Here is a 22,911-nt window from a genome sequence, read left to right on the forward strand (position 1 = left end):
CCATAACCTTGCCGAAACCTTGCTTTTTTCTTGTTTTATAGCAGGAAAGCCCCGCATTATTTACAGGGCTTCGGGAAGCAATATAGTAAATACAGTCCCTTTATCAGAGCTGTTTTCAGCGGTAATGGTTCCTTTGTGAACACTGATAAGCTCTTTAGCAATCGCCAGTCCTAAACCATTTCCCTTTGCAGACCGCGACTGGTCGCACTGGTACATTCTTTCAAAAATATGTGGCAGCTTATCGGGAGCTATTCCTTTTCCATTATCTGAAATTATAATTTTAGCTTGTTGTATATCTTCACAAATATGCAGTGCCATTTTATCTCCCGCACTATGGATAATAATATTTTGAAAAAGATTGTTAAGTACGCGGGTATATGCGTTTACATCTATGTGAATAAAATACTCTGTTTCGGGTATGACAAACTCATATTCAAAATGATTGCTTTCTAAGACGGGAATCCAATCCGCTATAATGTTGCGGGATAACTCGTTAAGGTCAAATTTTTCAAAATGAAAAATCTGCTCTCCGGAATCCAGTTTTACCCATTCAAACAAATTTTCCACAAAGGATTTCATATAGTGGGCTTTTTCATGTGCGACATGGATATATTCGTCCTTTTCCTCTCCAATAACAATTTTGTTTTCAACCGCTTCCAGATAACCTACAAGAGAAGCAAGCGGGGTCTTTACATCATGTGAAAGACTTGTCATCAGCCGTTTATATGCCTGTTCAGATTGTCTTTGCCGTATAAGCTGCGCCTGACTGTTTACTGCTATTTTGTTAATGTCATAGCAAATTGTTTTTGTCATATCGTTTTCGCCTGCTAAAATACGTCGGTTCAAATTCCCGCCCTTTATATCCTCTAAGGCGTCTTTTATCAGCGCAAGCTGTGTCCGCACACGCCGTAAGACAAAAAGGAGATACATAATAATAAGCAGCATAAGGGCTATCACTATGAAAAGATAAACATTTATATCCATGTTACGCCTCCTTGTTAAAACGGTAGCCGACACCCCGGACAGTTAAAATGTAAAAGGGGTGGTCGGGGTCTGGCTCAATCTTTTTCCTTAATTTGCTAATAAAAGACATAATATTGCTATCATCAAAAGCGTATTCTTCCTCCCATACCTGTGAATAAATTTGTTTTTTGGTAAATACTCGTCCTTTGTTGGAAGCAAGAAAGAGAAGTAAATCAAATTCTTTTCCTGTAAGCAAAACGGGAATATCTTTGACCGTAACTGTACGATTTAATTTGTCAATTACCATATCTTTCAACGATATGCTGTCTATGTCTGCCGTAAAGGGGTTTAAGGTGGTATATCGCCGGATAAGGGAATTGACACGCGCCAAAAGCTCGTTAATACCAAATGGCTTTGTCAAGTAGTCGTCTGCTCCCAGTCGCAGACCGAAAACCTTATCTTCTTCGCTGCTTTTTGCAGTAAGCATAAGCACCGGGATATTGCTTGTATCTCTAATTTTTTGGAGAATCTGAAACCCGTCTATATCCGGCAGCATTACGTCCAAAATAATAAGGGAATAGCTATCTTTATTTTCATCAATTAGACGAACCCCCTCAATACCGTTATATACAGTTACGGCTGATAATTTTTCCTGCTCTATGCACTTTTTCATAAGAGCGCAAAGCTCTTTATCATCATCTATAATCAAAACTTTATTCATGGTGCAGCTCCTTTCCTCGTTTTGTTCTCCCGTCAATCGGTTTTTCAGCGTCCTTTGGTATCAGCCACATATATCCAAGTTTTGAAACACCCGGTATGCGGTTTTCTCTGCAAAGTACCTGTACCCGCCTTTCAGAAATTCCCCATTTCTTCGCTGCTTCGGGGCAAGACATATATTCCATAACACCCAAGTCCTTTCTACAAATCATATCAGTATAATTATAGTCGGACATACGAATAATAGCAAGTATATAAATATGAATTATTATGGCTAATTAGTGGAACTGTATAGACATATCCAAGAAGAAAGGGGAACAGTAAAATGTAACTGGGTGAATAAATATGGCAAAAAGACCAGTAGAAAAATATGACTTCAAAGCCTTTGGAGAAGCGATAAAAGCTGCGCGGACAGGACGCAAGGAAAGCCGCAAACAGGTAAGTGATGAAATGTATATTTCCCCTCGCTACCTTGCGAATATTGAGAATAAAGGACAGCACCCCAGTCTGCAAATCTTTTTTGAGCTTATGCTCCGTTACAATATATCCGTAGACCAGTTTCTTTTAGATACGCCCGTCGGAAAAGATACAAAGCGGCGGCAGCTCGACGCTCTGCTTGATGATATGAGCGATAACGGCATACGGATTGTAACAGCAACCGCAAAGGAAATTTCAGAAGTCGAAAAAGAGGACAAATAGAAACGTCCGGCAAAATTGAATATGGATTTTCGGAAGCGTTGTAATCTTTTTTGAGATTGCAGCGTTTTTCTTTTGCATAAGTTCGGCAAAATGGTTTTTTCTCCGTAGAGGGAAATAAGGACATAAAAGATAAAAAACTTTCTTAGCAAGCATAGGAAAAGAGTACCCTTTTCCGTATTTTCGCCCTCCCGCCCTGCGGTGCGTCGGTTAAAAATTGCTTGTTGGGAAGTGTCCCAAACCCTCGGAATGGAAAGGAACGATTGCATGAACGGACGCAAAAGAAAAGTACAAATCAAATTCTATGTAACAGAGGAAGAACGGGCATTGATTAAGCAGAAAATGAAGCTCGTCCCTACCCAAAACATGGCGGCGTATCTTCGCAAGATTGCCATTGACGGCTATATCATTCAGACAGACCATAGCGATATAAAAGCCATGACAGCGGAGATACAGAAAATCGGGGTCAACATCAATCAGATTGCAAAGCGTGTCAATGCGACAGGCAGCGTCTACCAAGAGGACATAGAGGAAATAAAGGGGGTGCTTGCGGAGATATGGCGGTTACAAAGATTAAGCCTATTAAAAGCACGTTGAGCAAAGCCCTTGATTATATCCAAAACCCGGATAAGACAGACGGGAAAACACTTGTGTCCTCCTTTGGGTGCAGCTATGAAACGGCAGATATTGAGTTTGAATATACTTTGTCGCAGGCTCGGCAGAAAGGGAACAACTTAGCCTTTCATCTGATACAATCGTTTGAACCGGGAGAGGTGGACTGTGAGAAAGCCCATGCAATCGGAAAGCAGCTTGCCGACGCAGCAACAAAGGGACAGCACGAATACGTCCTAACTACCCACATAGACAAGGGGCATATCCATAACCACATCATTTTTTGCGCGGTCAACTTTGTTGACTACCATAAGTACAATTCCAATAAGCGCAGCTACTACGGCATACGGAATATGAGCGATAAGCTGTGTCGGGAAAACGGGCTGTCCGTCGTCGTTCCGGGCAAAGGCAGCAAGGGAAAAAGCTATGCAGAATATCAAGCGGAAAAGGTCGGTACAAGTTGGAAAGGCAAGCTAAAAATTGCCGTTGATACGCTTATCCCCCAAGTGGCAAGTTTTGAAGAATTGTTGCAGCGGTTACAAGCTGCGGGCTATGAGATAAAGCCGGGAAAATATATCTCCTGCCGCGCTCCCGGACAGGAACGCTTTACCCGTCTGAAAACTCTCGGTGCAGATTATACAGAGGAAGCAATCAGAGAACGGATAGAGGGCAAACGCACAAAGGCGGCGAAAGCTCCCAAAGAGCAGCGCGGCGTATCGCTGCTTATCGACATTGAAAATAGTATCAAGGCACAAGAGAGCCGGGGGTATGAACAGTGGGCGAAAATCCATAATCTGAAACTGGCGGCAAAGACCATGAATTTCTTGACGGAACATCAGATTGAGCAGTACGCGGATTTAGTCAGCCGGATTGAGGAAATAAATGCGGAAAATGAAAAGAAAGCAGACGCATTAAAGAATGTGGAAAAGCGTCTTGCTGATATGACGGTGCTGATGAAGCACGTTGCCACCTATCAAAAGACAAAACCAGTCTATGAAGCATACCGCAAGGCAAAGGATAAGGACGCATACCGGGCAAAGCAGGAAAGCGGTCTGATACTCCATGAAGCAGCGGCAAAGGCACTGAAAGCGGCGGGCATTACCAAACTCCCCAATCTCGCTGCCATGCAGGAAGAATACGGGAAGCTCCAAGCGCAGAAAGAAGCCCTTTACGTTGATTATGATAAGCTGAAAAAACAGGTCAAGGAATACGACATTATCAAACAGAACATAGACAGTATTTTAAGACTGGAAAAAGAACCGGAACGGGGCAGGGAAGCCGAACACTTACAGTAGAAATATCTATAAAAGCGTGGTAGGATAAAGGTATTCCAATACAGACAGGAGCGTGAAAACATGGCAGACCAAACAATACCCGATTATGAAACCATACGCGCCGCCGTTGCCGGAGAAACATGGGCGGTGGAAAAGGTGCTTATGTGCTACAAGGACGAAATCGACAGGCAGGCATCTGTAAAGAAACGTCAGCCGGACGGAACATTCAAACTGGAAATTGATGAAGATATGCGCCAGTATATCACAATGAAGCTGATAGAAGCCCTCCCCCAATTTCCCCTTGAAGAAATGGAAAGAGAGGAACAAAGAAATCGGGACAAAAAATCATAAAAAGGTAGACGGGAAGCTGCTGCGGACAGATAAGCAGTTCCGACATTTGAAGCAACGGCAAAAAGAAACTATCAGTACATGGCTTTATGAAGAATACCGCCGCCTTTGGATAGAAAAGGGACAGGAGCCGCATAAACGCAACAACCGGGAAATCGTTGCCGCTGTTATGGAACGGATAGAAGCAGCGGGGATATGGCTGCCGGAACAGGAAGTAACAAAATATTTTTACCGCAGGAAAACCCATTACCGGAACCGGATAGAAAAAGAATTACAGCCGAAGCCGGAAATGCAGGATAAAGACAGTCAGACACAAAAAGAACAGGGCGCAGGAAGCCAGTAATGACCTCCCGCACCCTGTTCTTTTATAGATACTGATTTTAAAATGTTACGCAGTAGAACCCTAATTTTAATGGAAAAGGTATTCTGTATCGCCTATGCCAGTTTCACGTCATTTATGCCCTGTAAATCAAGGCTTTTTTTGCCCTTATTGCGTAACCGCCGCACGCCGTTTCCTCATGCGCTCGGCTGCCTGTCTGCGGGTAATCCGCTTCCGGCAATCCGGGCAGTATTTGACGCTGTTTGATTTTGATACAAAGAACGTGCCGCACTCACTACAACGCTTTTTATCCTCGGTCTTGAAAAGCTCTGCATACAGCAGCTTATCAAGGGGAAGTACGGCGGTCTGAAACCACTTGCATAGAAGTGAATAGGAAATAAGCTGCGGGCAGACACATTCCTCCCCGTCGTCCAGTAAGATACAGTGTCCGCGCTCGCAGTTGCAGCACTCCTTTTTTACAAGGCTGTTGACTTTCCGGCTCTGTGGCGGCGTGAGCCGCTTACCCCCGGTCATACCTCATCAGCGGCGAAAATGGCAAGCTCCGCATACTCGTTTTCTGTTAGCGGGGAGATTTTTTGTAAGGTGCGCTCTGCAAAGGGGCGCATATCCTCGTCCATGAACGGCAGCGCAGCCGTCATATTTTCCATAAGCTGTGCCTTGCTTCCCTCATGGTAAATACTCAACAGGTTCATTTCTTCAACGGTCAGTCTAATCATGCTCATACCTCCAATTCGTGATGTTTTGATTTTGCTGTCTTTTTCGGGACTTTTGGGGATTTTTCTGTTTGTAACTGCGCCCGGACAGAGGGACGGGACTGTTTCATCTCTTTCTTCCTCTCGCTTTTATCTATCAGCGCATAAATGCCATGCCTGCCCTCCAACGTGGAAAAAGAAAGGTTTTTGTAAGGGAGCATGGAAAACAGGCGTTCCATGTCCTTATCCGTTGCCAGTGGAACAAAATAGGGAGAAAGCTCTACTGCACAATGGGTCTTTTCGGGGCTGTCCGGTTCTCCAAGTCCTTTTACATTTTCTATAATCCGGCGGGCTTCCGTTTCAATCCGTCTGTCGTGCAGGGCGGCGATATGTAACTGAAAATCCCCCTGCGTATGCGGTGTTCGTTTTTTCTGCTGTTCCCTCAAAAGGCTTTTTAAGGCTTCCGGGTCGTTTGGCTGTGCTTTAAAACGTATAAACTTTCCAAGTTGCGGGTCAGTGTCCCCGTCAAAATATTGTCCGGCAGGCTTTGTCAGCTCCCCATGCTCATAAATCAGCGTGTAGTTGTCGGCAGGGATTGATTTTTCGATTACTTCCCGGAAATGCTGCAAATAATCCAGTTCATAAAGATTGCCCTTGATTTTTTCCTGCTCTGTGCCTGTCAGTTCCACCGCATAGGCAAGGATAGTATCGCGGGTCTGTTCCCCGTAAAACCGCCATGTATTATGCTGCCTTGTGTCCTTTAGAAAAACGTCCCGTTCCCGGAAGCAGCACGTCCCGGACGGGCGGGAAAACCACAAAAGCCGTTTGTCCTCCGGGATAGGGCTTACCGCCGCTTTCTGCAAAATCTGTTTGTCTATGTCAAAATCGCTCTGATAAAAAGCGGTGTTCTGTTTCATTATGGCTTCAAGGGAAGCGATAACGTCCACATTTTCAAATTTTTGTAACTTCATAGGTCAGCTCCTTTCCAAATCCTGTGTTTTCTGTTTTGCCTGTTTCTTCGGTGTCTGTTCTTTCGCTGCTTTAAGCTGCGCCCGGATAGAGGGCTTTTCCTGTTTAGCAGGCTTGCCGCGTCCTTTATCGGTTTTCAATGCTTCGGCGTATTCTGCAAGGGAAATCTGTTCCCCGGCTTTTGCTTTTTCTTCCAGTTCCGCAGCGGTCGGGGTGTTGTTTATCTGTCTGTCAATCATGTTGTAGTTTTGCTCGGTGGTCTGTTCGGCAGCTTTCAGATAGTTTTCCGGCTGCAAAAACTCCGGCACTTCCTTATAACCGAAGCTGTCTACATAGTGGGCGGTGTCCTGTCCGTTCTGATGAAGCACCACCACGTCGGAAACGGAAAGGCTGTGTCCCTTAAAATCTTTCGGGTGGTCAATATTAAAGCGGGTGTAAATATCTTCAAGAGAAGTCCCCGGCGTAAGAGGTGCGGAATAGACAAGTGTATAGTTTTTCGCGTCTACCCGGTGTCCGGCGGCAGTCAGACGGTCGTAAGGTTCAAAGTGCAAATCCCTTGTTTCGTCCCCGCCCTTAATCTGATAAATGGAAAAGGTGTCTTTGTCCTGTGGGGCTTCCTGTTCCGGCTGCTCCTGTACGGGTTGTTCTTGTGCAGCTATCTTTTGCGCCCGGATATGCGCCCGTTGTAACTCGGTAGGCTTTTCCCCGGTAAGGGGTGCAATCGCTTTGATATAATCAGCCGCATAGTAGGCATTACTGGTAAGCTGCCGCTGCCATACCCCGGCTTTTGGCGACCAACGGAAGCCGTTGCTTTTTAAGGCTTCCCGCGTAGCTTCGTCCGGCTTATCCTCAAAGAAGATTTGCAGACGGTTCGCTTCGGTGTTTGCTTCCACCTTGCCGCCGTCGAATTCCCAACCCACAAAACCGATTTCTTTTTGCTGTGAAAGGGATTTGATACGGTCTTTCACGCGCCGGATTTCCGCGCTGTTGTTGGATAACGCCCAAGTCGCAAAGGGCTTGTCCCCCAAATGCCAACTGCTCGCCATGTCCGCTTTTAATTTTTCAAGCTGTTCCGGCAACAAATGCGGGCAGCCGTCAAGGGTCTTGTGCTTACGGTAATAGGCGTTTACGGCTTTCATGGTTTCCTGTGATTTTTCAAGGCTTTCCAGTTTCTTTTCTAACTTCTGTACTGCCTGCGGGTCGTCTGCACTGATACCGCCCATGCCGGTACTGCGGATTTTATCAAGAAGTCCTTGTATGTCCTGCCATTCCCGGTAATTGCTGTCGCGGGCTGCGTTCTGCTTTTCTTTCTTCCTTGTGGGGAAGTTAGAGCCGCCCGCAATGAGGATAGAGGGAACACGCGCGTCAATCTCATAGCCTTTGTTCATGTTCGCCGCCAGTTTCCGGGCGTAGGTGTCAAGCAGGCTGTCGATTTTCTCATGGTACATCGGGTCTACCCGCTGTTTCTGCCTTTCTGCAAGCTGTACGGCTTCATCTACATAGTGCCTGTATTCAGCCGTCGCGCTGCCTTGCTTATAATCGGAAAAACTGTTTGCGTCCTTTGCACGTTTGGCGGCAGCTTCGTTGATTGTGTAATAAGGTGCGGCGGGTGCAGCTTGTTCCGGCTGTGGTGCTTCGCTGCTTGCGCCTGTATCAGCTTCCGGCTCGGTCTGTGCTTCTTTTTCCTGTACCGGGGCTGTTTCTTCGGGAAGCTCCGGCGCGGCTGCTTCTGCTTCGGGCTGTATGGTAGCTTCCTGTGGGGTCTGTGCCTGTTCGGTGGTCTGTTCCTTATCCTGTGCCTTTTGGATTTCTGCAAAATGTCCGTCTATGGTATCAATCAGACTTGCGGCGGTGCTGCGGATTGTTTCAAGAGAGCCTTTCAGTTCTGCAAGTTCTTTTCCGCTGCTCCACCCGGCGATATATCCAAAGGAATAGTCCGACGTATCAAGCCCGTAGTGTTGGCAAACGACATAGGCGACGCTTTCTGCTTCAAATGTTAATGTTTCCATTTGAAGCATTATACCCATGTTTTTATAATGTTGATCTTTTAAATTATTTTCCATAAATCCTCACTTTCTTGTAAAAAAGATGAGCATTATCAGATACGCTATTATCAGGTTTTCCCCTCGAATGGGAAACCGGAAAGGAGCGCATTTGATATGCAAATAAACTATTTAGATGCTATTTCATCAGTTCTCAATATGATGAAACAGCCAGACAGTGCATGTAAAAATATAGACATGCACAGAACCTGTTATGCTACACTCTTCAAGTACCTGATGGATAAGGGCATTCCTTTTTCAATGGATGCCGCACTGGATTGGCTTGAGATTAAAAAACGGGAAATTTCCTATGAGACGTGTTCTCAATATAGAAATGCCCTGTTCCGCCTCGAGCATTACCTGCTCTTTGGAGATATCAAAAGTTCTTTCTGCCGCTCAGAAGACAGTTTTTTCTGCCGGAGCGGAATATCGGAATCCTTTTTTCGCCTGACATATGAGCTGGAAGAATACTATGCGACCACACAGAATCCCTGCTATTACCATACGTATTCTGTTGCCATCAAGGAGTTCTTCAGGCTTGCTACTTCCCTGGGAGTTACAGAGCCGGAAGCAATAACCATAGATACTCTTATCGAATACTGGAATACTTACTGCAAATCCTGTAAATCTCTTGCCAGACGTCAGAACGCCGTATGTGCCATGACAGCACTTATGAAATATCTTCACCGCAGAGGTGATGTGCCAGAGTGTTACCAGCGGGTTCTTTTTGGTGAGAACGTTGAAATACTGCTTGAGATGAGACTTTCTAAAACAGGTACCGCATTTCATCCGAGTATACCTCTCGCTCTTAAAGCTGATGAATATCTTGACGCTTTGGACGATTGGAAATACATGAAATCATCAAAAGCTGTTTATCGCAATGATTTCACATGGTATTTCATGTTCCTGGAACTTAACCATCTGGAACACTCGGCAGAAACTGTGACATCATGGATAGGTATACTCCCGGATTGCCCGAATCAGATCAAAGCCAGCAGTTCCGGATCAGCTCATCGTTCACACACTATCAGAATGTTTGAAAAGTATCTCCAGGGCATAATGGAATCCAATATAATCGCTGAGCCGATGCGTGCATCTGATCATCTTCCATCATGGAGCAAAAGCATCCTTGATGGTTTCATAGAAAGCCGCAGGCGGGATGGAATGACCGATAAGACACTTACCATGTGCAGGGCAGCCGGATGCAGTTTCTTCAAATATCTTGAAGATAATGGAATAGATAATCCAGTCTCCATAACACCCGATGTGGTTAAAGCATTTCATAACCATGATGTCCACTCGACCCCGGAAAGTAAAAATGCATATGGAACCAAGCTTCGTCAGCTTCTACGGTACATGGCTGACCAGGATCTGATTTCACCAACACTTGCTTTTGCAGTATCTGCAAGCTGTGCGCCTCATCGCAGCATAGTTGATGTTCTGAGCGATGCTATAGTCGAGAAAATATATGAATATCGTGAGAGAGCTTCTACTCCCATGGAGCTCAGGGACACAGCCATGGTCATGCTTGGACTTCGAATGGGTATCAGGGGAGCAGACATCCTAAAGCTTCAGGTAAATGATTTTGACTGGAAAAACAAAACTGTTTCCTTCATTCAGCAGAAAACAAGCAAAGCAATAACGCTTCCAGTCCCAACGGATGTAGGTAATTCAGTATATAAATACATCATGAATGGACGTCCGGAATCAGCTGTCACAGGCAACGGTTATATATTTATCCGCCATCAGGCACCATATATTCCGCTTAAAGTTACAACGGCGTGCCGTGGAGCTTTAAAAAGAATACTTGCTGAATATGGATTTGAATTATCTGCTGGTCAGGGCTTTCATATGACACGAAAAACATTTGCCACAAGAATGCTTCGGGCAGACAACAAACTTGATGATATTTCCAATGCTCTCGGACATGCACGTCAGGAAACAGCAGAGGTATATCTTGAACGTGACGAAGATAAAATGAGGCTCTGCCCTCTGGAATTTGGAGGTGTTTTATCATGACATACATTTTTGAGAGCGGTCTGGCACATCATATCGAAGGACTTATACAGCAAAAACGAGCTGATGGATATGCCTATAATTCCGAAGAAAAGCTATTAAAACGCTTTGATACCTTTTGCGTACAGAATTATCCGGAACTGACAACAGTCACCTATGAAATGGCAGCCAAATGGTCAGAAGCCAGACCGGGCGAAGGAGAAGCCTATCATAATCGCTGTATGTCGATGGTGAAGGTGCTGAGTGAATATATCCTTTCCCTTGGTCAGGAAGCATATATTCCTAATTTTTTCTGCAAGGCTTACCGTCCTGTTCTTTACATTCCATCAAAAGAGGAAGTTAAGGAACTGCTGCAGAAAATGGATATCCGCACGTCTCATAATTCAGAGCAATTTAGACTCGATAGAGAGTGCAAGATTCTTTTTCTCCTATATTTTTGCTGCGGTCTGCGTCTGTCAGAAGGGCGATTGCTAAAATGGGAGCACATAGACCTGGATAAAGGAATCCTTACTGTCCTTGGCTCAAAGGGTAACAAGGACCGCCTTGTATATCTTCCGCAGGATAGCCTTCCGGTACTTAAAAACTATAAAGAACGTCAGGAAATGCTTTTCCCCGGAATTGACTGGGCTTTTCCGGGAAAAGATCCACATAAGCCTGTTTCGTGCTCTGGAGTAGAATCAAGTTTTAACCGCCATTGGGCCATGCTTCCGGTTGCCAAGACAGTTGATAAACATCCGACACCCCACTGTTTACGCCATGCTTTTGTAGTGGAGAGATTTAATGAGTGGATGCATCAGGGAATTGATACAAACACTATGCTCCCATATTTAAGCAGATACCTTGGACACAAAAGTCCTGACGAAACGTATTATTACTATCATCTTGCAGAAAAGGCATTTGATACTATCCGAGAGAAAGATTCAGTGTCTGGAAAGGTCATTCCGGAGGTGCTTCCCTATGAAGAATAAATCAGCAAAGATATCGACTGACCAGCTGTTCTTTTCTCACACATGGAACTTTCTAAATGTTTATTTGGTAAAGCAGGTCGGACGCAGTCAGGCTACAGCAGAATCCTACAGAGATTCCCTTACAATATTTAAAAACTACCTTGTAGGTGAATTAGGTAAATCCATAAGCACCTTTCAGTTTTCTGATTGTACCAAAGAATGTATTTATAATTTCAGAGAATATCTGCTTGCAAATGGCAGCCAGCCATCAACTGTAAATGTAAGAGTTGCGGCTATCCGTGCCTATCTGAACTATGCCTCGGATATGGACATATCAGTCCAGTCAGTTGCCCTGGCGATCAGTCAGATCTCACCATGCAAAACCATTAAAAAGGAAAAACCTATTCTGTCCGATGATGCACTTGCTGCAATACTGTCTGCACCGCTGAATACGAAATTCGGTGTACGAGACCGTGCTATTTTGATTCTTCTCTACGATACAGCTGTAAGAGTCAGTGAGCTGCTTAACATCCGCTTATGTGATATCACGGCAGAAACAAAATATCCAAATATTTTCATAACCGGCAAAGGTAATAAAGAAAGAACCATACAATTAACAGCTAAAGCAGTCGAACACCTTAGGGAATATATACGTGTATATCACAGTAATTCTTCCAAAGAAGCATACTTATTTTCCACAACAATAAAAGGTGTAACAGACAGGATGTCCGTTGGAAATGTCCAGCGGATTATAAAAAAATATGCAGCTCTGGTCAGTGAAAAAGGGATTAGTCTTCCAGATTCGGTTCACTGTCACATGTTCCGCCGAACCAGAGCCACAAATCTTTATCAGGATGGAATCGCTATTGAGCTTGTTTCTACAGTGTTAGGACATGCCAGAACTGATACAACCAAAAGCTACTATGCAAAGCCATCTGTTGAACAGCTTAGAGACGCAATGGAATCTGTTCCAACACCTGTATCTGATGAAGCACCAATGTGGGAGGGCAACGAAGATGAAATGGCAAGACTTTGTGGATTGCGCTAACGAATAATGCTCATCTTTTAGTAGAAAAACGTCTTATTTCTCAGCATTCTTTAAAATGATTAACATTTTGGAATGCTGAGTATAATGCCTGTACCTCGCGGGTGCGGCGGTCGGGACGTTCCGGCGCGTCTTTGTCTATGTCATGGAGTGTCGCATGGGCAATTTCATGGATAGCGGTCTTGATATTCTGCAATTCGTCCATGCCCTCGTTGATGAGAATACACTTTTCCTCATAATTGCAGCGTCCTTTTATACTGCCGCTTAGTGCTTCAAATCCCATAGCAAAGGGGGAAGTTTTTTCAAGGGCAGCGAAAAAATCCTGATACTGTTCCACGTCGCCCGTAAGCTCCTTTATCCCAAGGTCGGGCAACTCCTTACCCTCGGTCTGCGACACGTCAAAAACAGATACCACACGAAAGGCGGGGATTTGGATTTCCTTTTCCTCGGTAACGGCTTTCCCGTTCTTATCGAAAACAGGCTTTTGCGTGTCCGGGTCGATTTTTTCCACCTGTTTCTTAACGGTAAAGGGCGCGGGCGCAATTATCTTGATAGCTTTTTCCCCCGGCTTTACATGGCGGTCAAATTCCTTTTCCCATTGTTTATAGCCTTTTACAAGGTTGCCGCCCTGCATGGCGATAAGGATTGTATTGTTTAGGCTGTAATCATGGAATTTAGACATAGTACGCAGATAGTCGGCGTAACGGTCGCTTTCATAAATCCCCAAAATGCCCTGTTCCAGTCGGTCGGTAATCTCTTTCATTTTGTTGGCGGGCTTTTCGGAAGATAGGATAATCGGGAGAACCGGGGGCTGCTCTGTGGCAGTGGTCGGTATGGCTGCGGCAGCGTCAAGGTCTGCCTGTTCCTTTTCCTGTACTGGCGGCTGCGGTGTTACCCGATATTCCTCCGGCACGTCCCGTCCGTCATACCACTGTGTAAAGGTGTTGCGGTTGTTGTAGATATATCCCTGCTCGGTAAATCTGCCCCCGTCATTGATAGCAGCGTCCCGCCCGTATTCCTCATAGAGAAAATAGTTTTTTGCTTCTTCCGGCAGCTCCAACTCGTCCAGTTCTTCAATCAGATAATGCCCGTAATCTTCCTCGGTTTTTACGGACGGATAAATCCAGTAACAGTCAAGATTTTGTGCAAGGTTTATAATGTCCTGCAAGTCCCTTGTATGGTCGCCGTATGTGATAGCCGCAGCAAATTTTTCCCGGTCGTCGTCAAACTGCATTTTCAAAAGCTCGCCCAAATAGTTCAGTTCGTCAAGGCTTTCAAGCTCGGTCAATTTCCCTGCCAGTCCCGGAATAGAGGACTGATATTCTGTGATGTGCAGCTCCCCGTAGTTTTTGCCGTCTATCCCGATACGGTCAAAGACTTCTTTCAAATGTTCAGCAGTCGTGGGGAATGATACCCATTCGCCCGCAGGTCTGCCCTCGGTGTACTTTCCAAGATTAGAAAGATACCCGCTTAAAATCGTTTCTTCCATGCGCTCACTCCTTTCTTTCTCAATCATGCGGTGCATAAGCTCGTAGTCCTCCATGCTCATGCTCCCGTCAAATAGATAGGGGTCGGGTTCTTCGCCGCCCCGGTAGGCTTTTTCAGAAAAAGGCAGCCCCGCAGCGTGGGCGGCGGCTCTTGCTTCCTCGATAAGCTCCGGCGGCAGCCTGTCGTCGTGGGCTTCGATAAATTCCCCGATATTGCTATATCCGTTTTCGTAGTGGCGGCGCACCCCGGCGGTCAGTTCGTCAAGGTTCCTGTCCTCGCCAAGATAGCCGGAATAATAGCCGTTTACCACAACGGCGGCAGGGTCAGCCTGTTTGATTTCTTCCATGCGGCTTCTGTCCTCCGGGTAGAGAATATCGCCCATTTCAAGGTGGAAATATTCCGCGTTCCAAGAACGTCCCGTTTTCCAAAACGCCACCCAAGCGATACCGTCCCTTAATTCTTCTTGATAGTCTTTTACGGTGTCCCGTAAATTTGCCATGTGTAACCTCCTTTCCCAAAGGCAGCGCGGACGCTGCGCTTTCCAGTTTCATCATTCAGTACCCCGCGCCCGCGTTTTTGCCAAAGAGTTTAGATATTTTTTCAAGATTTCAGAGGGTTTGGGAAACTTCCCAACAAGCAAAAATCCCCGCCGTTCTCGGTAGAGAAAGCAGGAATTTTACGGAAAAGGGTACTCTTTTCCTATGCTTGCTATTCAGTTATTTTTTCTTCGGAAGCTCCACCCGGTAGTTGACATATTTCCCGCCCGTATCAGCCAATACGATAGTTCCGTCGTAGGTCTTGCCCGTCTTTGGGGAATAGAGCTTTTTCACATTTACCTTGCCGGATTGTAAGAGCGCGGCGGCAATCTTCGGGGTAAAGGTTACTTTTCGTTCTTCAAAGAAACGGTCATTTTTCCACATGGTAAAGATACATTCCTTATTGCTGCAATAGTAATTCTTCTTGCCCTCATAGACAGGAGAACCGCAGCGGGGGCAGCTTCCCAACGCTTCCCGTTCCGGCTTGAACATCTGCGCTTTATCATCAGAAAGAAACGGGTACGTCTTTACCAGTTCCCGCGCCATATTCTCAATACCCTCCATAAATGCGGCGGGGTCTGCCTTGCCTTTTGCAATCTGTGTCAGATTGTTTTCCCATTCTGCGGTAAGCTGCGGGCTTGTCAAGGTGTCCGGCAGGACGCACACAAGGTTGATACCGTCCTTTGTGGGAAGTAGCTGCTTGCCTTTTCGCTCCACAAAACCGCCCTTTACCAGTTTTTCAATGACGGCGGCGCGGGTGGCGGGAGTTCCAAGCCCTTTGCGTTCTGCGTCCGGGTCGGTGTCCTCGCTTCCGGCGTGCTCCATAGCAGAGAGCAGCGACGCTTCGTTGTGAGGTTTTGGCGGTGTTGTGTCATGTTCCGTTACCGTTGCCGCCGGATTTTCAAAGGTCTGTCCCTCGGTAAATGGCGGCAGGGTCTTTTCTGTGTCGCTGTCTGCGTCGTCCGTTTCGGGCTTGTTCTTTAAGGCTGCCCGGTAACGGCGGTCAATCTCTTTCCACCCGTCGTACAGCACTGTTTTTCCCTTTGCGGTAAAGGACTGTCCGGCACATTCAAATGTAGCCGTAACCGCTTCAAAGGTATGTACTGCGGCGGTCGCCATGAGCAGACGCGCCCCGGCAAGGGTAAGGATATTCCTTTCGCTTTCCGGCAGCGCGGCAAGGTCGGTCTTTGCAAGCTCCATAGTCGGGATAATGGCATGGTGGTCTGATACCTTTTTACTGTTCAGCACTTTTGCAAGCTCCGGCGCAAAGTCCATGCCCGCCATAAAAGAAAATTTCCCACAAAGCAGCTTGATAATGCCCGCCGCTGTGTCGCCCATGTCGTCGGTCAGAAATGCGCTGTCGGTTCTCGGATAAGTAAGCAAACGCTTTTCATACAGGGCTTGTGCAAGGTCAAGGGTCTGCTTTGCGGTATATCCGAACAGGCGGTTTGCTTCCCTCTGCAAAGAAGTAAGGTCAAAGAGCTTCGGCGGGGCTGCGGTCTTTTTCTCTTTCACAAGGGAAGTACAGACTGCTTTTGACGCTTCACAAGCAGCTTTCAGCCTGTCAGCTTCGGAACGGTCAGACAGTTTTTCGCTTGCAGCTTCCGCGCCGGATAAGGACAGGCGCACATGATAGTATTTTTCTTTCTTGAACGTGGTAATCGCCGCGTCCCGGTCAACAAGCATTTTTAAGGTCGGGGTCTGTACGCGTCCCACATTCAAGGTATGGTTGTAAAGGACAGAAAAAAGACGGGTGGCGTTGATACCGATTAGCCAGTCAGCCTTTGCCCTGCATAATGCGGAAGCAAAGAGCGCGTCGTATGCTTCGCCGTTCTTCAGATGAGAAAAGCCCTCTTTGATAGCAGCTTCTTCCATTGAGGAAATCCACAAGCGGCGCGTGGGCTTCCTGCACCCGGCAACTTCGTAGACAAAACGGAAAATGAGTTCTCCCTCGCGCCCCGCGTCGCAGGCATTGACGACTTCGGAAACGTCTGCCCGGTGCATAAGTTCCTTTAAGGTCTTGAATTGCTTTTCCTTGTCAGAAGCAACGGTGTACTTCCATTCCTGCGGCAAAATCGGTAAGCTGTCATAGCTCCACTTTTTATACTGCTCCCCGTAGGCGGCAGCTTCGGAAAGCCCTACCAAATGTCCCACGCACCAAGAAACGATATAGCCGCTTCCTGTGAGAAATCCGTCTTTCTTTTCCTTTGCCCCAAGTACGGCAGCGATTGTCTGTGCCACACTGGGCTTTTCTGCGATAACTAAAATCAATGATAATTCCTCCTTTTATCGTTCGGTCTGTCGTTTGTTTTCCAGTTTTCTCATACAGTACCCCACACAAGGGGACTGCCCCTTGTAAGGGCAGCCCGCGCAGCGTGGGGAAGAAAGCTCCGGCGGGGATTTTTCCCGTTTGCCATAGTCCGGCTTCTGTATCATCATCTTTTCAAAGGGATTGTCGGTAAACAGGGTCATACTTCCTTGTCCTCCGTTTCTTCCTCTTTGGAAACTTCCCCGGTATCTGCTTCCGGCTCGTCCTCGTCGTAATCCTCAAAGTCAAAATCTTCAAGGTCGGTGCTTCCTTTCACGTTATGCTTCGGTTTTACAAACTTAAAGTAGTAGAACGCCGCGCCGCCACCAAGCAGCACAAAGAGGACTAAGGCAAGCACCGCGCCGGGATTGCCGTCTTTTTCTTTGGGTTCTTCCGGCTGCTCGGTGGGTGTTGGCGTGGGTTCCTTGCCTGTGCAGCCTGTCAGAGTAGTTGCACATACCGGGCAGGACGTATTTACTTTTCCGGCTTCGCATTTCTCCGTACAGTTGCAGACTTCCGGTTTTTTCGTGGCTTCCCCAGTTTCGGTCAGTGCCATAAGGTCGGCTTCGTCCACTTGATTAAGGAAATGTACGGTCTGTTCCCCCTCGGCTGCCCGGTCAATGAGGATATAAAAGTAGTTGCCGCCTTTGGTGGTAACAGTGATAAGCTGCTTATTGCCGCCGAAATCGTCCACCAGTGTTGCGTTGCCCTTTGGGGTAAGGGGCGGCGTTTCCGGTTCTTCCACCACTACATTGCTGTCGTTGGTCGCGTCCTCTGTGGGTGGCTCTGCGGCTGCTCCCTGTGCATAGGCAGGGACAGAAAAACCGCCCATAAGGATAAGGGCGGCACAAAGGGCAGTCATGGTCTGTTTGAGTTTATTTTTCATCTGCATTTTCCTCCTGTTCTTCGTAGTCTGCCGCTTCGGTAGCGGGTGCGGCGTTCATGCCGGGAATACCGCCGCCGGACAGCATAGCATTTAATTCCTGCGGGGTAAGTCGCATAGCGCGTACAAGCTGCACGATTTCAAGGTTTTCCGCTTCGGTTTTCTGCGCTTCCAGTCCTTTTAACTTGTTCTGATACTCTGTGATTTTCTCGCGGGTCTTTGCGATTTCCTTATTGATACGGTCGATTTTGTTGTTTGCCATAAAATAAATTCTCCTTTCTTTTCGGGGCTGCTTACCAGTTCATCAGCCCGTAGCCTTTGATACATTGATAGTTGAGGTCATAGCTTTTAATCTTGCAGGCGTCGCCGGAATTGCCCTCAACGGTATAGACGCGGCTTCCGTCCCTGCCAAGCACAAGCCCCACATGGTCGGCAACGCCGTCTAAATCCCAGTCGAAAAAGATAGCGTCGCCCGGTGCGATATTCTCATAGCCGCGTGCGCCCCATTGTCCCCTTGACTGGAACCAAGGAACGCCCTGCCATTCGCAGCCCGCAAAGCGGGGTTCGCTTTTTCCGGCTTGATTGTAGCACCATGACACAAAGCAGGCGCACCATTCCACGCGGCTGTTAAAGCCGTACCAAGACCAGTAAGGGTAGCCGCCCACGTTTCCGACCTGCTGTTTTGCAAGCTCCATAAGCTCCGGGTTTCCGGGACGTGTGCCGTTTACAAACTCCACGCCGCTTAAATCCTCGGACGGGCTTCCGTCGGGAGAGCCGCCGCCAAAAATCAACGGTTTGTTGCCCTGTGTCTGTAAGTACACCTTGAACATTTCAAACTGCTGTGGGTTCAGCAGTTCTTCCGCAAGGGAAGCAATCGGCTTGTTTGTCAGTTTCACATTTAAGATACGGTATTCGTATTCTTCCTCGTTGCCCTCCTCGTCGGTGGTGGTGCGTATCTCGATTTCTTCCGTCAGCGTCAAGGTGTACTGTAAGCCGAACAGCCGTTTTAGCTCTGCCTGTGCGCTCTGCGGGGTGTAACTCTGCAAAAGGGCAGTCAAGTACGACGCTAATTCGTGGGGGTTATGCCCGATAGTATCAAGGTCATAGCGGTATTCATCATAGCCGCTGTGGGTGCTTTCGATATTGTCAATTTCCTGTTGCAGCTCATTTTCCATTGCAGCATAGCTCTGTTCCGTTGCCACAAGGTCGCTGTCCTCGGACGTGTAGGAAGTCCCTAACACGCTGTTCATGCTGCCGGAAAACATTGCCCCACAAGAGGAAAGCCCTACGGATACCATGATGAACAGAAGCAGCGCGGCGATAGCGATTATCACGCCTGCCGGGTGTCGTCCTGCAAAGGCAGCCGCTTTCTTTGCTGCTGTTTGGGACGCTCCGGCGGCAGCTTTGGCGGTGGCTGAGCCGCTTTTCTTTACGGTTTTTGCATACTGGCGTTTGATTTTCTGTTTCTGCATGAACCGGGAAAAGGGATTGCTTGTAAGCTGCGGGTTCTCCTGCAAGGCTTTGTGATACTGAAAATTGACGTTTGCCTTAAACGCTGCCTGTTCTGCCTTTGCCGCTTCCCGGTAGGGTTTCAGCTTATGGCTGCGGTAGCCCTGTTTTAATTTTCTTGTCCCGTACCTTGCGCCGCGCTCGGCAAGTTCCTCCGATTTGTGCGCGCCCTCCACACCGGAATTATCTTTCTCGACGCTATGGATTTTGTTGTGAACAAAAATACCCGCTTCCTGCGCGGGGTGGGATAACGGGTTACTGTGGGCTTTGCCGCCGGGTATCGGCTTTTCCTGTTCTTCAAAGCGTAAACGGGTCTTTGCCTTTCCGGTGGTTTCCTCAAAGGTGCGCTCTTTTACAAGTTTCTTCTGCTTCGGGAGAGCTGCCTTTGCTGCGTCCAGTTTGTCGGCTGCTTTTTCCGATTTTTTGATGTAGGGTTGCAGTTTTGGCGTTTCCCGTTCCTCGTCGGTAAACTGCAAGCGTGAAGTGGAAGTACGCAAAACAGCCGCTTCCTGTGCTTTCTTGACTGCCTTTTTGCTTGCCTTTCGGGTATGGGCTGCGTCAAGGTGTTCCATGACACGCTCTGCGGTAGCGGTGTCCGGCTGTGAAAAGTCGCTGTCTGCTTCCCGGCTGCTGATACGCTCGGCAGTCTGCTGTGTTTCATTGATTTCCACCGCACCGTCGCGGGTCATTTTCTGCGTGATTTTATCGCGTGGTTTTAACTGTTTCATAGGCTGCTCACTTCCTCCGGCTTCGTCGTCATAATGCGGTAAAGCTCGGTATCTTTCGGGAAATGGTCTACAAAGGGAAGCACCACATTCCCATAAAAGATAAGTCCCTCGCCTGCTTCGGTGTGGGTTACATACTTCATCTGCTGTGGGCTGATATTTAACTGCTTTGCAAGGATAGCCCGGTCGCCCTGTGCCTGATTGAGCATGAGGACAAAATCAGAGTTTTCAAAGATATTTTCCACCTCGCGGGAAGCAAGCAAGTCCTTAATGTTCTGCGTGATAGCTGTGGGTATGCCTCCCCATTTTCTAAAACGCTTCCAAATCTCCACACTGTAAGCGGCGGTCTGTTCCTCTTTTAAGAGCAAGTGAAATTCGTCCATATAGTAGCGGGTAGATTTCTTTTCTGCCCGGTTAATGGTAACGCGGTTCCATATCTGGTCTTGCACAATGAGCATACCTAACTTTTTGAGCTGCTTCCCAAGCTGCTTAATGTCAAAGCAGACAAGGCGGTTAGAAAGCTCCACATTCGTTCTGTGGTTGAATACGTTAAGACTGCCGGAAACATACAGCTCCAATGCCGCTGCAATGCGGGCAGCTTCCGGCTCCGGCTGTTTTAACAGCTCGTCGTAAAGGTCGCCCAAGATAGGCATTTTTGCCGGGTCGGGGTCAGCAAGGTAGTCCCGGTACACATTCCTTACGGCGCGGTCAATGACGGTCTTATCAACGGGCTGCAAGCCCTCCTTGCCGCCAATGACAAGCTCGCAGAGGGACAGGATAAAATCACTTTTCAGTGCAAGGGGGCTGTCGTCCTCGCTGTAATTAAGGTTCATATCCATAGGGTTCACATACTGGGGCTTGCCGTCCATGCCTTTCCCGGTCGGGGATAAGCGTATCACTTGCCCGCCAAGCCGCTTGACAAGGGCAAAATACTCGGCTTCCGGGTCGCAGATAAAAATATCATCGTCAGTAATGAGAAAGGCGTTTGTGATTTCCCGCTTTGCCGCAAAGGATTTTCCGCTGCCCGGTGTTCCCAAGATAAGCCCATTCGGGTTTTTAAGCTGCTTGCGGTCGCAGAGTATCATGTTGTTGCTTAAAGCGTTCAGCCCATAATACAGGGCAGACCCGGTCTGAAATAGCTCCTGCGTGATGAACGGGATAAAAATAGCGGTGCTTGATGTGGTAAGTCCCCGTTGTATCGGGATAAGGTTCTCCCCCAAAGGGATAGAGGACATCAGCCCCGCTTCCTGCTGATAGTCAAGACGGGTCAGGGCGCAGTTGTATTTCTGTGCAATGCCTGCCGCCGCGAAAATGTCATTTTCCAGTTTCCGCTTCGTGTCTGCCATGTTTACCACAAGGAACGTGAGAAGAAACATTCGCTCGTTGCGGCTCTGTAAATCCTGCAACAGGTTCTTTGCTTCATTTCCAAAGGTGGCAAGGTCGGACGGGATTATATCCATATCGTAACCGCTTCTAACCGCTTTTTTCTGTTCCTCAATCTTCATCTTGTCAAGGTCAGTGATTTTGCGCTTAATGGTCTTGATTGCTTCCGACTGGTCGATACTTTTAATGTGGAGATTGACAATAACGCCTGTTTCCAAGTCCAACATATCCGCTAAGATACGGTCGTTTAACTCCGGGGCAAGGATTTCAAGGAACGATACCGCCCCCGTCTTTTTCCCCATAGCAAAGTAGCGTCCCTCCCCGAACTTGAAAGAGGACGGGGCGATAAAGTCCTTTGTGGTAAGCCCCGTCGGGGTCAGCCAGTCATAAGAGAATGAGAACGGCTCGCCTGCCGGGTGGAATACCCCATGCAGCACCTTTAGGCGTTCATAGCCGGATAAGGGGTGCGCCGATACCCCAAGCACCTTAAAATTATTGAGTACGTCTGTTTCAATACGGGAAAGCCGCGCCCTTGCTGCCGCCGGATTGTCCGCTTCAATGGAAAATGTGATGTACTTATGCTTGACAAGCCCGTTGTTCCCTTTGGCAAGCTGCGATTTCAGCATATCGGAATACTCAGTGCGGATAGAGTTAAAATCGTCATTTTGCAGCGGGATATGGATTGCCAGCGCTGCCTGTTCCTGCTGTGAGCCTTGATTGATGAAAGAAAGCTGCACGTTCACGCTTGCGTCAAAGTAGTTGAGAAAATCGCACCAGTTTTCAAAAATGGCGGTCTTATCGTCTGCCTGTGCAAGCTGATAGTTGATGTCCTCAAAGGCAATGCTCTTTGAATATTTCCGCTGTGCCACTTTGCAGATACCGTCCGGGTACATGGCAAGGTAGGGAATGGTCTGCTGTGCGGTGTGGGCTTTGCCGTCCCCCTTTGCCTGCCGGATAACCGCCGCTATCTGTTTCTTTTCCGCGCGGGTCAGCTTACGCCTGTTTCCTGCGGCTTCCCGCGTCTTTTTTGTCTGTCCTTTTGACAATCGCTGATACCTCCTTTTCTAATGCCCGCTGTTTCTCCAAGAGTGCATACAGGTTTTTCGTCTGATACGGTCGCACTTTGGGGCGGGTCAATTTTGTCTGAATGATGTTCTTTACAACCACTTCAAGGGGCTGCCCATGCTTTTCATACATGGCAACCAAGAAGCAGGGAAGCATGACGACAATCATTGCCATTGCCGCAAGGCTCGTCCCTGCGCTGTCTTTGAACAAAAAGAAAAGTGGCAGTCCCATAAGAAGTGCCACTGAAAAACAAAGGATTTGCCGCTTTGTCAGATTGAAAGCGACTTTTGTTTTGACTTTGGATAAGTCTTTGGGTACAGGTACATACGCCAAGAAAAAACCTCCTTTCTGCC

At 47.4% G+C, this 22,911-nt stretch carries 22 protein-coding genes and 1 pseudogene; 8 read left to right on the forward strand and 15 right to left on the reverse strand.

The annotated features are described in order from the left end of the window. Window positions 1-60: 60 nt before the first annotated feature. The 3 genes from V9W66_RS16520 to V9W66_RS16530 are packed head-to-tail and all read right to left on the reverse strand — an operon-like array spanning window position 61 to window position 1,865. A complete protein-coding gene (locus V9W66_RS16520) occupies window positions 61-984 on the reverse strand; it encodes a sensor histidine kinase (RefSeq protein WP_144094449.1) in 924 nt (307 codons plus the stop codon). Between the two features lies 1 nt (window position 985). Beyond that, a complete protein-coding gene (locus tag V9W66_RS16525; protein WP_005933804.1) occupies window positions 986-1,684 on the reverse strand; it encodes a response regulator transcription factor in 699 nt (232 codons plus the stop codon). Next, on the reverse strand, window positions 1,677-1,865 hold the full coding sequence (locus V9W66_RS16530) for a helix-turn-helix domain-containing protein (RefSeq protein ID WP_025578756.1): 189 nt from the start codon (window positions 1,863-1,865) through the stop codon (window positions 1,677-1,679). Before V9W66_RS16530 ends, V9W66_RS16525 begins: the two co-directional genes overlap by 8 nt. A gap of 160 nt (window positions 1,866-2,025) precedes the next feature. Here V9W66_RS16530 and V9W66_RS16535 point away from each other — a divergent pair, with 160 nt between their 5' ends. The 5 genes from V9W66_RS16535 (at window position 2,026) to V9W66_RS16555 (ending at window position 4,953) form a co-directional block, all read left to right on the forward strand. Then, complete coding sequence (locus V9W66_RS16535; protein ID WP_005933802.1) at window positions 2,026-2,379, forward strand: helix-turn-helix domain-containing protein; 354 nt, start codon at window positions 2,026-2,028, stop codon at window positions 2,377-2,379. Window positions 2,380-2,643: 264 nt separating this feature from the next. Next, a complete protein-coding gene (locus V9W66_RS16540; RefSeq protein ID WP_105309328.1) occupies window positions 2,644-2,973 on the forward strand; it encodes a plasmid mobilization protein in 330 nt (109 codons plus the stop codon). Next, window positions 2,934-4,283, forward strand: coding sequence for a relaxase/mobilization nuclease domain-containing protein (locus V9W66_RS16545; RefSeq protein ID WP_105309327.1), 1,350 nt, complete (start codon window positions 2,934-2,936; stop codon window positions 4,281-4,283). Before V9W66_RS16540 ends, V9W66_RS16545 begins: the two co-directional genes overlap by 40 nt. A gap of 60 nt (window positions 4,284-4,343) precedes the next feature. Then, the gene (locus tag V9W66_RS16550) at window positions 4,344-4,613 is read left to right on the forward strand and encodes a helix-turn-helix domain-containing protein (RefSeq protein WP_144094451.1); all 270 of its coding nucleotides are present in this window, start codon (window positions 4,344-4,346) and stop codon (window positions 4,611-4,613) included. Window positions 4,614-4,659: 46 nt separating this feature from the next. After that, on the forward strand, window positions 4,660-4,953 hold the full coding sequence (locus tag V9W66_RS16555) for a hypothetical protein (RefSeq protein WP_021423282.1): 294 nt from the start codon (window positions 4,660-4,662) through the stop codon (window positions 4,951-4,953). 144 nt (window positions 4,954-5,097) lie between these two features. Here V9W66_RS16555 and V9W66_RS16560 read toward each other — a convergent pair whose 3' ends face one another. From V9W66_RS16560 to V9W66_RS16575, 4 genes and pseudogenes are all read right to left on the reverse strand, one after another. Further along, entirely contained in the window at window positions 5,098-5,463 is a 366-nt protein-coding gene (locus V9W66_RS16560) for a cysteine-rich VLP domain-containing protein (RefSeq protein WP_105309325.1), read from the reverse strand. Continuing rightward, on the reverse strand, window positions 5,460-5,672 hold the full coding sequence (locus V9W66_RS16565; protein ID WP_005933795.1) for a transposon-transfer assisting family protein: 213 nt from the start codon (window positions 5,670-5,672) through the stop codon (window positions 5,460-5,462). Before V9W66_RS16565 ends, V9W66_RS16560 begins: the two co-directional genes overlap by 4 nt. Then, window positions 5,669-6,613 carry a hypothetical protein gene (locus V9W66_RS16570; RefSeq protein WP_105309324.1) on the reverse strand — a complete coding sequence of 315 codons (945 nt, stop codon included), beginning with the start codon at window positions 6,611-6,613 and terminating at the stop codon, window positions 5,669-5,671. The genes V9W66_RS16565 and V9W66_RS16570 overlap by 4 nt, the downstream gene beginning before the upstream one ends. Before the next feature lie 3 nt (window positions 6,614-6,616). Beyond that, a pseudogene (locus V9W66_RS16575) lies at window positions 6,617-8,479 on the reverse strand (YodL domain-containing protein); the annotation flags it as partial. Window positions 8,480-8,770: 291 nt separating this feature from the next. Here V9W66_RS16575 and V9W66_RS16580 point away from each other — a divergent pair. From V9W66_RS16580 to V9W66_RS16590, 3 genes are read left to right on the forward strand one after another with little or no spacing between them, the layout of a single operon-like run. Next, the gene (locus tag V9W66_RS16580; protein WP_118699676.1) at window positions 8,771-10,672 is read left to right on the forward strand and encodes a tyrosine-type recombinase/integrase; all 1,902 of its coding nucleotides are present in this window, start codon (window positions 8,771-8,773) and stop codon (window positions 10,670-10,672) included. Beyond that, a complete protein-coding gene (locus tag V9W66_RS16585) occupies window positions 10,669-11,637 on the forward strand; it encodes a tyrosine-type recombinase/integrase (protein ID WP_118699675.1) in 969 nt (322 codons plus the stop codon). The genes V9W66_RS16580 and V9W66_RS16585 overlap by 4 nt, the downstream gene beginning before the upstream one ends. Further along, entirely contained in the window at window positions 11,627-12,664 is a 1,038-nt protein-coding gene (locus V9W66_RS16590; RefSeq protein ID WP_118699674.1) for a tyrosine-type recombinase/integrase, read from the forward strand. The genes V9W66_RS16585 and V9W66_RS16590 overlap by 11 nt, the downstream gene beginning before the upstream one ends. A 40-nt stretch (window positions 12,665-12,704) precedes the next feature. Here the strand turns inward: V9W66_RS16590 and V9W66_RS16595 are convergent, their stop codons facing one another. The 8 genes from V9W66_RS16595 to V9W66_RS16630 all read right to left on the reverse strand — a co-directional run bounded on the left by V9W66_RS16595 (window position 12,705) and on the right by V9W66_RS16630 (window position 22,891). Next, the gene (locus V9W66_RS16595) at window positions 12,705-14,648 is read right to left on the reverse strand and encodes an antirestriction protein ArdA (protein WP_439362790.1); all 1,944 of its coding nucleotides are present in this window, start codon (window positions 14,646-14,648) and stop codon (window positions 12,705-12,707) included. Between the two features lie 217 nt (window positions 14,649-14,865). Then, window positions 14,866-16,956, reverse strand: a complete 2,091-nt coding sequence (locus V9W66_RS16600; protein ID WP_054344402.1) for a DNA topoisomerase 3 — start codon at window positions 16,954-16,956, stop codon at window positions 14,866-14,868. A gap of 15 nt (window positions 16,957-16,971) precedes the next feature. Continuing rightward, entirely contained in the window at window positions 16,972-17,157 is a 186-nt protein-coding gene (locus V9W66_RS16605) for a hypothetical protein (RefSeq protein ID WP_015529206.1), read from the reverse strand. Continuing rightward, the gene (locus V9W66_RS16610; protein WP_162496218.1) at window positions 17,154-17,879 is read right to left on the reverse strand and encodes a DUF4366 domain-containing protein; all 726 of its coding nucleotides are present in this window, start codon (window positions 17,877-17,879) and stop codon (window positions 17,154-17,156) included. Before V9W66_RS16610 ends, V9W66_RS16605 begins: the two co-directional genes overlap by 4 nt. Then, window positions 17,869-18,138: a DUF4315 family protein gene (locus V9W66_RS16615; RefSeq protein ID WP_105309321.1), complete on the reverse strand. Its 270-nt coding sequence runs from the start codon at window positions 18,136-18,138 to the stop codon at window positions 17,869-17,871. Before V9W66_RS16615 ends, V9W66_RS16610 begins: the two co-directional genes overlap by 11 nt. Before the next feature lie 31 nt (window positions 18,139-18,169). Further along, complete coding sequence (locus V9W66_RS16620) at window positions 18,170-19,957, reverse strand: CHAP domain-containing protein (protein ID WP_439362997.1); 1,788 nt, start codon at window positions 19,955-19,957, stop codon at window positions 18,170-18,172. A gap of 152 nt (window positions 19,958-20,109) precedes the next feature. Continuing rightward, complete coding sequence (locus tag V9W66_RS16625) at window positions 20,110-22,539, reverse strand: VirB4-like conjugal transfer ATPase, CD1110 family (RefSeq protein ID WP_035394372.1); 2,430 nt, start codon at window positions 22,537-22,539, stop codon at window positions 20,110-20,112. Beyond that, window positions 22,487-22,891, reverse strand: coding sequence for a PrgI family protein (locus V9W66_RS16630; RefSeq protein WP_105309320.1), 405 nt, complete (start codon window positions 22,889-22,891; stop codon window positions 22,487-22,489). The genes V9W66_RS16625 and V9W66_RS16630 overlap by 53 nt, the downstream gene beginning before the upstream one ends. Window positions 22,892-22,911 lie beyond the last annotated feature (20 nt).

Source organism: Blautia massiliensis (ex Durand et al. 2017), from assembly GCF_051861785.1.
GTDB classification, from domain to species: Bacteria; Bacillota; Clostridia; order Lachnospirales; family Lachnospiraceae; genus Blautia_A; species Blautia_A luti_A.